We start from the raw sequence: 12,801 nt of genomic DNA on the forward strand, positions 1-12,801 counted from the left end.
TCCTTCGGCGACAACACCCCGCAGCCCGCCTGACCTGGATGAAGATCGGAGCACAGCACGGTGACCGACAACGAGCCCGCCACAGGCCTGCAGCACTGGGTGGTTCTTCCTTCCCCCAGCTGGCAGCACGTCGAAGGCGAGTCACCGCCGCCGGACGAGATCGTCGGGGCCTGGCCGTACGACGGGCAGGGCGGTTTCGGCGTCTTCGAGCCGAATCCCGGCTATGTGCCCAGTGGTCCCGAGATCCCGACGGACCCCGCCGACGCGGCGATCCGGCTCGCGCTCGGCGGCGATGAATCGGCCACCGGGGAGATCGTGCCGCTGCTGTGGAACGCGGCCTTGGAGACGCCGGTGGCCGACGACGGCACACCGCTGATCGCGACGTCTCCCGACGGCGTGCCTTGTGTGGTGGTCACCACCGCCGCGATCAACCGAGGCCGCGTCGAGGCTCCGCTCTGGCGGCGGGTGACGGCCGGTGAACTCGTCGAACTCCTTCCCCCCGAGACCGATCTGTTCATCAACCCGGACGGCCCCGCCGCGATGCGGCTGGACGCCGTCGCCTTCCGCGAGGGAGCGCCTGCGGGCGAGCAGGCCGCGGGCCTCGGCTCCGCCGACATGTTCGGTCTGCCGGACGGGCCGCGCAGCAGGGCCGTGCCGCAGGACGGCCGGTTCTGCGAATCCGGCCCGGTGGACGTCGTTACCGGGGACGTGATCCTCAGCCAGACCGATCTCGACCTGCCAGGCTGGCTGCCGGTGGTGCTGACCCGCACCCATGTCTCGTCCTACCGGGCAGGCCGCCTCTTCGGCAGTTCCTGGGCGTCCACCCTGGACCAGCGCCTCGAGCACCACGTCAACGGACTCCGGTACTTCTCCCCCGACGGCATGGTGCTGCACTACCCGACGCTGGAGGCGGGCGTGCCCGCCCTGCCGCTGGCGGGCCCCCGACTGCCGCTGACGCTGACGGACAGCGGTGTCCACGTGTTGGGCGATCGGGCGGAGGGCAGGCTGTCGTACTTCGCCGCGGTGCCCGGCAGCGAGGACCGCCTCCCGTTGATCTCCGTCGAGCACCAGAGCGGGCACCACATCGCGATCGAGCACGACGCCCAGGGCATGCCCGCAGCTCTCCGGCACAGTGCGGGTCAACGCGTGTCGATCGACATCGCCGACGGGCGGATCAGCAGGCTGCGACTGCACGCGAACGACGATGCCGAACCACTGACGATCACCCGCTACGGCTACGACGAGGCGGGCAACCTCACCGAGGTGATCAACTCGGCCGGGTCGGCGTACCGGTTCGCCTACGACGCCGAACAGCGCATCACCGGCAGGCAGGACCGGGCCGCGACCTGGTACCGCTACGAATACGACGCCGAAGGCCGCTGTGTCCGCGCTGCCGGGACCGAAGACAGGGCCAGCGCCGTCTTCCATCACGACCGCAGGCAGATGTTCACCGCCGTCACCAACGCAGCGGGCGCGACGAGGGCTTATCAGTACAACGACCTCGGTCAGGTCGTCGCCGTGACCGACGCTCTCGGCAACGCCACCCGCTTCGAGTGGAACCGCCACGATCAGCTGATCACCGACATCGGCCCGCTCGGAAACATCACCCGCCGGGAATGGGATGCGGACGGCAATCTCGTCGCCGTCCTCCACCCCGACGGAGGACGCACCGAGACCGGCTACGACCAACTCGGCAGGCCGGTCCGCGTCACCCGACCGGACGGGGCGAGCCACCACTGGCAGTACGACGGACTCGGCAGGCTCCTGTCAGAGACCGACGCTGCGGGCGCGACGACCGCCTACGACTACGACGAGGTCGAGCGGGTGACGACCATCCGCAACGCCCTCGGCGGTGTGACCCGTCTGCTCCGCGACGCACGCGGCCTGCTGACCGCACGGATCGACGAACTGGGCAACCGGACGAACTACGAACTGGACGCGCTGGGGCGGGTCGTCTCCGCCACCGACGCCGCGGGGAACGTCACCCGCTACGGATGGACCATGGAGAACCTGGCCGCGTGGGTGACCGAGCCCAACGGCCGAACCGAGCGCTGGAGTCACGACGGCGAGGGCAACTGCGTCGAGCACGTCGATGCCCTCGGCCAGGTTCATCGCGCGGAGTACGGGGCGTTCGGCCTGGTGACGGCTCGGATCGCGCCGGACGGCGCCCGCACCGGCTATGACTACGATTCCGAGCTGCAGCTGGTCTCGGTGACCGACCCGGCAGGCCTGACGTGGACCTATGACTACGACGCAGCCGGGAACCTGGTTGCCGAGACGGACTTCGACGGGCGGACGCTGCACTACGGATTCGACGCGGCGGGCCGGATCGTCGCCAAGGCCAATGCAGTCGGCCAGACGATCACCTATGTCCGGAACGCGGCAGGCGACATCATCGAGGAGGTCGCGGACGGGGTCACCACCGTCTACACCCGGGATGCGGCAGGCCGGGTGATCGGCACCAGCAGCCCCGGCGTGCAGACCTCGTTCGAGTACGACGGCCTCGGCAGGGTGATCTCCCAGACCTGCAACGGCGCGACGAGCACCTTCGGCTACGACGCGGTCGGCCGCCGAGTGCGGCGGACCACCCCGGTGGGTCTCGAGAGCGTCTGGAGCTACGACGCGGCAGGCCGCCCGGCAAGCCTGACCGTCGACGGGCACACGATCTCTTTGGAGCACGACGCTTCGGGCGACCAGACCCGCCGGGCCCTCGGCCCGAACGCCACGCTCACCCAGACCTGGGAGGGGAACCAGCGGCTCCGTTCCCAGGCGTTGACGACGGCGATCCTGGTCGACGGCGTGGCCAGGGGGTCGTCGGTCTCGCAGCGTCGCGCCTATCTGTATCAGGCGGACGGCGGGGTCGTCGCGGTGACCGACCAGCTCTCCGGGCCTCGCGAATTCACCCTCGACACCCGCGGGCGGGTCACGGCCGTCGAGGCCTCGGGCTGGACCGAGGCGTACGCCTACGACCACATCGGCAACATCACCCATGCCGACGTCGCCGACACCGACGAGCGGCCGGACGTCGCCGCCATGACCCGAATGCCCTCGACGACCAGTCAGGGACCTCGCACCTACACCGGCACCTTGATCACCCGCGCGGGAAGCGTCGCCTACGAGCACGATGCGCAGGGTCGCGTGGTGGCGCGGAAGGTGACCCGAGACGGCGAGGTCGTCGAGGAATGGCACTACGCCTGGGACTCCTTCGATCGACTCACCGACGTGCTCACCCCGAAGGACGATCACTGGCGCTACCGCTACGACACCGAGGGCAGGCGCATCCGCAAGGAGCGGCGCAGCGTGGGACTGGACGGCCTGGAAGCGGGTACGGTCCTGGAGCGAGTCGACTTCAGCTGGGACGGCGACCGGATCGTCGAACAGATCCACACCGCCCCGAACTCGGACGGCGAGCTGGTCAGCCTGGTCATCGCCTGGGACTGGGAACCGGGCGGCTTCCGCGTCCTGACCCAGTTCGAACGCACCACCGCCGTCGGGCCGGACGCGGCTGAGCAGGACTGGGTGGGCGAACGGTTCCATCACATCGTCACCGACCTGGCCGGCTCCCCCGCAGAACTCGTCGACGAGGACGGCAGCATCGCCTGGCACGCCCATCACACGCTGTGGGGCAGGCATCTCGGCGGGGACGCCGCACCGCCGACGCCGCTGCGTTTCCCCGGTCAGTACCACGACGACGAGTCCGGCCTGCACTACCACCGGCACCGCTACTACGACCCGACCACCGGCCGCTATCTGAGTAAGAATCCGCGCGGGCTCGGACCGGCGCCCAATCCCTACAGCTACGTCGCCAACCCGGTGGTCGCCAGCGACCCGTCGGGCTTGGCAGGCGATCAACAGGGCGGTGAGAACCCGGCTCCCGTCGGCGACCCCCGTGGGCGCACGGGCAGCGGATCGTCCGGCGGCACGGAGATCGTCAGCCTGCCGCAGCGCGCGCCGTCGGTCGGTCCGGATGCGGGCGGCAGGCCCACTCGGCCCACAGCTCCGCAGCTGCTCTGTCTGCCTGCGCACATCACGTCGGACCCGAAGTACGCAGGCTATCTGGGTGCGAGTCCCGACGTCACGGCGTCGAGCCCGAGCTGAATCCGATGCGGCCCTCCGCGCGGCACGAGGGTCGAGCATGATCGGACAGGACGCGTCCCGCAGTGTCCGGACGGCTCGGGTTGATGCGAGCCGTCCGGCCGCAGGACGTCCGGTGAGCGGAGCCTCCGCGGACGGCGCCAGGGTCGGACGGCGCCATGTCGGTAGGCAACGAGCGAACGGGCAGCGTGGTCTGCCCGTTCGGGCAGCCCTGAGTGCGACTGGGCACGGTGTCTGTCGCCACCGGATTCGGATACGGCAGGATCAGCGGCTGCGGGAGGCCGTCGGCGGCGCTCCTGGAGCCACTGAATCGTCCGAGGCCTCGCACAGTGTCGGAGGGAATTCGATGATCCGGCCGCACGCAGACAGGAGTCGGCCGCCTGCCTCTGCCGGTACGGCGGCGACGGGCTCTGACCAGGACTCGGCAGGGCCGATCCGGTCGGCCGATCCTCGGCTCTCCCGCCCTGTTCTGGTTCTCGCCCGCGTGCCACGAGAACACGCCCGGCACGGCCGCCGAGGGCAGCACAGTCCACCGAGGAAATCCGTGTCGTACCCGGCCACGCCGACGGCGGGTGGGCACACCGACGAGGAACGAGCACGACGCGGTGAATGATCACAGGCCCGAGACGACTGCGAATGATCGGCAGAACTGGGTGGTGCTGACGTCGCCGGAGTGGCGACGTCGAGACGACACGACAGCGCCGCCCCCCGAGGCGATCGTGGGTGCGTGGCCGCTCGGCGTGGGCGAAGGTGTGGGTCTGTTCGAGCCGAATCCCGGGTATCAGCCGAGTGGGCCGGAGGTGCCGACTGATCCGGTGGATGCGGCGATCCGGTTGGCGTTGACCGGTGATGTGACGGCGAGCGACCAGATCGTCCCGCTCTTGTGGAACGCCGTTCTGGAGGTTCCGGTGGCACAGGACGGGAGTCCGCTGGTGGCGGCGGCGCCGGACGGCGTGCCCTGTGTCGTCGTGGCGACCGCTGCGGTGAACCGGGCTCGGATCGAGGCGCCGTTGTGGCGTCGGGTGTCGGCGGCGGAGCTGGTGGGCCTGCTACCCGCAGCGACGGACGTGTTGATCAACCCGGACGGCCCGGCGGCCATGCGCCTGCTCGCCGACATCTTCCGCGACGGCCCGCCACCGGATGCGGAGCCTGCGGGACCGGGGATCACCGATCGGCTCGACATGTGAGGACTGTCGTCGTGGCGAGTTCCCCCTTGCCTGCGGCCGCAAGGGCACTCAGTCTCGCCGCCGATCGTCGAGGCCGTCGCCGGCCTGAACGTCCTCGATGTCGGGTCGGGTCGGATCGGATCGACCGGGGCGCCGCTCCCCCTGAGCGGGCCGTGCCGTCGTCGCCGCTGCCCCGATCGCTTCCCTGGATCGCACCCATGACCAGCCCTGCCGGGCCGACGACACCCGGCGCGGTTCTCGTCCGAGGTGGCGGGGACGACACACACCACACGTACGACATTGACGGCATGTCCTGATCCGTTGCGGGTGAGACGTGTCTATTCGGGAGATGGGGATGGACGATGGGTAATCCTTTAGTGGCTGATGTGGTGGACTCGACGACGTCGACGTCGGGTCTGTCGCTGGTGGAGTCGGTGAACTCCACCAACCAGGCCATCGGCAACGGCGACTGGCTCGAAGCAGGACTCGGCACCGCCGATCTGGTGATGTCCGCGCTCGATCCCTTCGCCACCATCATCTCCAACGGCGTCGGCTGGCTCATCGAACACGTCGGACCCCTCTCCGACGCCCTCGACTCCCTCGCAGGCAACCCCGACGAAATCCGCTCCCACGCCGACACCTGGACCAACGTCGCCGACGAAGTCAACTCCGTCTCCACCGAACTCGGCAACCTCATCCAATCCGACGTCACCACCTGGACCGGCGCCGCAGCGGATGCCTACCGCGACCGCGCCACCGACACCGCCAACCTCATCCTCGCCGCCGGAACAGCCGCAGGCGGCGCCGCCGACGGCATCCACAAAGCAGGCGAAGTCGTCACCGCCGTCCGCGATGCCGTCCGCGACATCATCGCCGACGTCGTCGGCTCCATGGTCTCCTGGGCCTTACAGGTCCTCTTCACCCTCGGCATCGGACTCATCTGGGTCATCCCCAAAGTCGTCGCCAAAGTCGCCCAAACCGCCGCCACCATCGCCCAACTCATCACCAAACTCACCACCTCCATGTCCAAACTCACCCCCCTCCTCAAAAAACTCGGCGACGACTTCAGCACCGCCACCAACGGCCTCAAAAACATCAAAACCAGCAACAACCACAACGCCCGCAGCCTCGACGCACCACCCGTCACCCCCAACGGCACCCGAGGCAGCGGCAGCGGCGACACCGGGCCCCCCATCACACCCAACGGCACCAGCGGCGGCGGCAGCGGGACGACGGGCGATCCGAACAACTTCCAGGGCACGTCACGGTCCGCACCCACGTCGAACATGCCGGGTCTGGGGGGTTCCTCGAGCACTCCCGGCGGCCCGAACATCACCAGTTCGTCGAACACTCCCGGCAGCTCGAACACCCCGGGCGGCTCGAACGCTCCCGGCTCGTCGAACACTCCTGGCAGCTCGAACGCCGGGCCGTGGGGCTCGAACCCACCGACGATCGAGGGCAAACCGAGCTGGGGATTCGGCTTCTGGAACAAGAAGTTCTCCGCCGACCTGGTCACCCAGTACCCCGTGGTGGGTCCGACCGGAAAACCGATCGGCGTCGGATTCCCCTCGCAATCCGGGGACATCAAGGGCGATCAGGACTGGGGCAAGATGTCGAATCCGAACTGGAAGCAGCAGTACTTCCAGGATGTCGGCAACACGGGCGATTTCAGGAAGATGACCCCGCAGAATGCTCCGTGGGCGGCCGACCCCACCGTGAATCCTTTCGTCGCACTCGCCCACGGCGGCAAGGACAAGTTCATCGTCGAGGCCGCGATCGGGCCCGGCGGGGCGAAGATGGACGTCGAACTCTCCGGCGCCGAATATCACAAGCTCATGACCAGCAACCGGACTTACCAGGACGCGATGAACGGCAACAACAATCCCTTGGTCCTCGGCTCGTGCGAGGTCGGAGGGGGCCGGGCGAGCCAGGAGTTCGCGGACGCGCTGAAAGCCAGCAGTGACAACAAGCACGACGTCTACGCGCCCACCACGACGTTGTTCACGGGCCGGTTGGCCGACAAGAACGATCCCACGCTGGGCGACGCGGTCTTCTCCCTGGACGATGCGGCCCCGGGCAAGCCGGGAGTCTTCAAGGAGCACAAGCACGCGTAGCGAGGCGCGAGCGAGGAACCGATTCGACGCGGGCCACGCTGGTCTCGGGCCTGCACGCCGGTGGCGAGGGAACGAAGGGGTGACGTCGTACTCGCCACCGGCATCACCTCGACCCGGCACGCCCCTGTCGTGACCCGCCCGCTCCGCCGATTCGACGGACGTCCGCCGCGACACCCCGTCCGCCGACCCGCCTCCGCCCGGCCGCGCATCGTCCGGCGGCCGAGCGGGGAGCAGCGGGCGGGGCAGGCGGACCGGCACAGGACCGCGTCGGCGCCTCGGGTGAACGATCCGCCTAGCCGAACCGGCCGAGCCGGTGGCGCCCGCCGATCGACAGCGCTCGGTCACGAAGACATGTCGGGTCGATGCAGGCAGCCAGGCTGCGCACAGCTGCGGCACCGGCGGCCGAACCTCGTCGGCGCTACGTCCGCGCAACCCCGTGGTCGGAGCAGGACGTCGATCTGTGGATCGTCGACGACCCGACATGACGGAGTGCCACCTTTGACCAACTGAGAGTGCGCGCTTCTCGTCGATTACTCCAGAGAGTAGCATCTTGCTACTGGCTGTCACTGCGATGCCGTGCCGGCCCGCCTCGTCTCGCGCTCTCCGGAGGTCCCGGCCTTGACGTCATCCGAGTTCAACCCGGTGCAGAGTCACGCGAGGGCTGCCGACGACGAGGTCACCCGTCGCCGTCTCGGCACGCTCGCGCAGGTGCGGGCCATGGAGCAGCCACGATGAGCAATCCGCTCGTGGCCGACGTGGTGGACTCGACGACGTCGACGTCCGGCCTGTCCCTGGTGGAGTCGGTCAACTCCACCAACACCGCCATTCAGAACGGCGACTGGCTCGAGGCAGGACTCGGCACCGCCGACCTCGTCATGTCCGCACTCGACCCCTTCGCCGCGATCATCTCCAACGGCGTCGGCTGGCTCATCGAACACGTCGGTCCGCTGTCCGACGCCCTGGACGCGCTGGCCGGGAACCCCGACGAGATCCGCTCCCACGCCGACACCTGGTCCAACGTCGCGGGCGAGGTCAACTCCGTCGCCACCGAACTCGGGAACCTCATCAAGACCGACGTCTCCACCTGGACGGGTGCGGCCGCCGACGCCTACCGGACTCGGGCCGCCGACACCGCCAACCTGATCCTCGCCGCCGGAGCAGCCGCAGGCGGCGCCGCCGACGGCATCCAGAAAGCAGGCGAGGTCGTCTCCGCCGTCCGCGATGCCGTCCGCGACATCATCGCCGACGTCGTCGGCTCCCTCGTCTCCTGGGCACTCCAAGTCCTGTTCACCCTCGGCATCGGACTGATCTGGGTCGTCCCCAAAGTCGTCGCCAAAGTCGCCCAGACCGCCGCGACCATCGCCCAGCTCACCACGAAACTCGTCGCCTCGATGTGCAGGCTCGCACCGCTGCTCAGGAAGCTCGGCGACGACTTCGCCTGCGCAGGCAAGGACCTCAAGCGCATCAGGACCGGTGAGAACCATGACGCCCGGAGCAGCGGGCATGCACCAGAGATCGGCACCAGCAGCAGCCGAGACTCGGGCGAGAGGTCTCATCCGGTGAAAGCCGAGCCGTCTGCGGGCAGTTCGGCGGCCAGGAGCGACGGCGCGGGCGACGGCACTCGTGGTCTCGCCGGCGACGCCCTGCCGTCGACGACCGGGCGCCCGGGCGCACCGGCGCTTCAGACCGAGGGCAACCGCCCGCAGAACCCGTTCGCGACCGGCACGGACGCCGACAACCGCAACTGTGTGACCGACCCGGTCGACGTCGGCACCGGCGAGGTCCTGCTCACCGAACTCGACCTGGAGCTGCCAGACCCGTTTCCGCTGCTGCTCATGCGCACGCACGTCTCCGGTTACCGGGCGGGCCGCCGGTTCGGCTCGAACTGGGCGGCCACCGTCGACCAGCGGCTGGAGGTCGACGACGAAGGCGTCTGCTTCCTGAGTGAGGACGGCATGATCCTCGTCTACCCACACCCGCGAGGGGACGCCCCGAGCGATCCAGTGGCAGGTCCACGCCACCCGCTGTCCCGGCGGCAGGACGGCAGTTACACCGTCGAGATGGCAGGCAGGACGCTGTGGTTCGGCACCCGCTCCCCTGGTGCTCCGGGAGTGGTCGAGCTGGATGCCGTCACCGGCTCCTCAGGCAGCCGGATCGACGTCGAACGCCGCGCCCAAGCCCTGGTGCTCACCCACTCCGCAGGCTACCGGGTCACCCTGCACATCACCCACGACCGCGTCACCGAGCTGCACGTGCTCGGCCGTGAGAACACCGCCGAGCCTGCCGACGTGCTCGTCCTGCGCTACGGCTACGACGACCGGGGCAGGCTGGCCGAGCTGATCAACTCCTCCGGGCTGGCCACCCGGTTCGACTATGACGATGCGGGCAGGCTCACCGGCTGGCGGGACCGCACCGGCACCCGGTATCGCTACGAGTACGACATCGAGGGGCGCTGTGTGCGCACCGTCGGCCCGGACGGCAGGCTGAGCAGCGCGTTCTCTTATGACGCCGACCGCCGCACCACCGCGTTCACCGACTCGCTCGGCGCGGTCACCGTCTACCAGCTCAACGAGCGATACCAGACGGTCCGGCAGACCGATCCGCTCGGCCACACCACGGTGTCCACCTGGGACTCGCGGCACCGGCTGCTCGCTCGCACCGATCCATTGGGCCACACCACCCGCTTCGAATACCGTTCCGACGGCTCCCCGAGCGTGGTCGTCCGGCCGGACGGCAGCCGAGTGGCGGTCCGGTGCGGCGCCGAACTGGACATCGAAGTGGTTCAGGACGGCAGGGTCTGGCGGCGCAGCTATGCGGGAGCCGACCGGCCGGACCCCTTCCTCACTCCGCTCGGCGTGTCCACCGCGATCGGGCTGCCGGCAGGCACGCCAGGCCCTGCCGCGGTGGGCGGCGGTGCCGGGGCGGGCGGCGCAGCCCCGGTGCCGCGCGACATGTTCGGGCGCCCGACGATGGTGCCGGACCCTGCGGGCACGCTGGCACAGGCAGGGTGGACCGTCGAGGGCAGGCTGGGTTGGCGAGCTGCCTCTGCAGGCCGCGAACAGTGGCGTTACGACCCGGAGGGCAACGAGGTCGAGTACCGCGACTCGGCGGGACACACTCGACGCAGGAGCTACGGCCCGTTCGGACTGCTGGTCGCCGAGATCGACCCCACCGGCGCGCGTACCGAGTACGTGCACGACACCGAGTCACGACTGATCGCGGTCACCAACGCACTCGGGCAGACCTGGCACTACGCCTACGACCCGGTCGGCAGGCTCATCGAGTCGGTCGACTTCGACGGCAGGCCCTCGCGATTCGACTACGACCCGGCAGGCAGGCTGGTCAGGACCGTCGTCGCCACCGGCGAGGCGGTGGAGTACCGGTATGACGTGCTCGGCAACGTGGTCGAACAGCACACCGCCGCAGGCATCACCACCTTCGGCTACGACCCGGTGGGCGAACTCGTGTTCGCGACCGCCCCCGGCACCGAACTCACCATCACCCGAGACGAGCGTGGCCGAGTCACCTCGCAGACCGTCAACGGCCGCACGGTCGCCTTCGACTACGACGAGACCGCCCGGGTCGTCCGCCGTCGCACACCATCCGGAATCCAGTGTCGAACGCGGTACGCCGAGGACGGCGAGCCGGTGGCGTTGGACGTCGACGGGCACCCCGTGAACTTCCGGGTGCTCGCCGCCGGAACGGTCCGGCCGGGCACCGGCCACCAGCTCGACGCCAACGGTCGAATCACCGAGGTCACCTCGCCCGACGACGTGGAGCGCTACCGGTACGACGCGCTGGGCAACCTCACCACCTCCCCGCTGGCCGGGCTGCACCGATACGCGGGCACCACACTGGTACAGGCCGGGGCCACCGGTTACCGGCACGACGCACTGGGCAGGCTGGTGCACCGAATCCAGCGTCTCCCGGCCGGCATGCGGGAATGGCACTACGTCTGGGGGCCGCAAGATCGCCTGCTCGGGGTGGCCACTCCCGACGGCACCCGCTGGCGGTATCACTACGACCCGCTCGGCCGCCGGATCGCCAAACAGCGCCTGGACTCCTCGGGGGCAGTGGCCGAGCTGGTCGAGTTCGTCTGGGACGGCCCGGTGCTCATCGAGGAGATCCGCACGGACAGCACAGGCAGCCGCACCACGACCTGGGCGCACGGCCCGACGGACGATCGTCCGCTGGCGCAGGTGGAGACCTCGGCGCAGGCGGGAGTACGGCGCTTCTTCACGATCCACACCGATCGGGTGGGCACGCCGGTCGAACTGCGCGACACCGGGGGCGCCACCGCCTGGCGCGCCCACCACACGCTGTGGGGTGCGCCCCTGGCAAACGCCCCTCGCTTCCCCGCCCACACCCCGCTGCGGTTTCCCGGGCAGTACCACGACCCCGAGAGCGGTTTGAACTACAACGTCTTCCGCTACTACGACCCGGTGACGGCGCGGTACATCAGCCAGGACCCGCTAGGGCTGGCGCCCTCGGTGAACCCGGTCGCCTACGTGCCCAACCCGCTCGTCGCCGCAGACCCGCTCGGCCTGACCTGCTCCTCGCCCACCACGAGCCGCTCTCCGACACCGGCGACCCCTGGCGCCGGGATCGCCCCGCAGCTGGTGACCAGCAGCGGATCGAGGGGGGTGAGCAAGAGCAGGTTCAACCACCCCGACCACGCGATCTCCGCCCCGGATCTGGACCAGGCCGCGAAGGACTATCTGAACAGCAGCGACAAGAAGCGCGCATCCGAGGCGATGGGAGAACAAGGCGCTCTGACCTACCTTCGAGAGCGCACGGGGCAGAAGATCGATGGTCTGCACACGGCCACCGCCGCCACCCCGCACGATCTGCCCACCAACCCGGGACAGGCCTGGTCGCACGCGGTTCGGTTCGACAAGGGGGGTTCGGGTGTCACCGACGTAGCCCACTGGGACGGCAGGACGCTGCACGTGATCGAGGCCAAGGGAGGGACCTCGGCGCTGAACACCAGGGAACAGGCCTTCTTCCACAAGGACATCACTGGTGAGGACGCGCACAGGTTCCTGACCGAGAGCCAGGCCGCGAAACCCGCGTGGCAGCGAATGTCGAGTTCGTCCGAGATCGACGCCGTCAAGAACCAGGACTACACGGCGGGCGACCCGATCCCTGCAGTGTTCAAGGACCGCAACACCGGTGCCGCACCGAATCTGATGCAGGGCGGATCGGGCTACCTGACCGATGTCGCGCACGCCATGAAGAACTCATCGCTCACCGACGGCCGCAATCTGCTGGGCGAACAGATCCTGCAGCACCAGAACTCGAGGACCATCGACTACGTCCCGGTGCGGACACAGGTCTCCGACGGGGGGAGCCCGACCGTGACGGCGGGTTAGGGACGCGCTAGGGCAGAGATAGGTGCCGGGTATGCCGTATGGCGGTGAACGAGA

4 protein-coding genes are annotated in these 12,801 nt (G+C 69.3%); all 4 read left to right on the forward strand.

Annotation, left to right across the window (positions count from 1 at the left end; translation table 11 throughout):
• Positions 1-60: 60 nt before the first annotated feature.
• The 4 genes from UA74_RS24905 (at position 61) to UA74_RS24925 (ending at position 12,747) form a co-directional block, all read left to right on the forward strand.
• Positions 61-4,098 carry a type VII secretion system-associated protein gene (locus UA74_RS24905; RefSeq protein WP_075742414.1) on the forward strand — a complete coding sequence of 1,346 codons (4,038 nt, stop codon included), beginning with the start codon at positions 61-63 and terminating at the stop codon, positions 4,096-4,098.
• Between the two features lie 602 nt (positions 4,099-4,700).
• Positions 4,701-5,282, forward strand: a complete 582-nt coding sequence (locus UA74_RS24915; RefSeq protein ID WP_198042856.1) for a type VII secretion system-associated protein — start codon at positions 4,701-4,703, stop codon at positions 5,280-5,282.
• 341 nt (positions 5,283-5,623) lie between these two features.
• Complete coding sequence (locus tag UA74_RS24920; protein ID WP_157442327.1) at positions 5,624-7,375, forward strand: putative T7SS-secreted protein; 1,752 nt, start codon at positions 5,624-5,626, stop codon at positions 7,373-7,375.
• Positions 7,376-8,106: 731 nt separating this feature from the next.
• Positions 8,107-12,747 (forward strand): RHS repeat-associated core domain-containing protein, encoded by a 4,641-nt coding sequence (locus UA74_RS24925; protein ID WP_083683603.1) that lies wholly within the window; start codon positions 8,107-8,109, stop codon positions 12,745-12,747.
• Positions 12,748-12,801: the final 54 nt, after the last annotated feature.

This window comes from Actinoalloteichus fjordicus (assembly GCF_001941625.1).
GTDB lineage: Bacteria > Actinomycetota > Actinomycetes > Mycobacteriales > Pseudonocardiaceae > Actinoalloteichus_A > Actinoalloteichus_A fjordicus.

Excerpts from the sequence above, each read along its gene's own strand:
- UA74_RS24925 (WP_083683603.1), top strand. The coding sequence starts at position 8,107 with ATGAGCAATCCGCTCGTGGCCGACGTGGTGGACTCGACGACGTCGACG.
- UA74_RS24920 (WP_157442327.1), top strand. The coding sequence starts at position 5,624 with ATGGGTAATCCTTTAGTGGCTGATGTGGTGGACTCGACGACGTCGACG.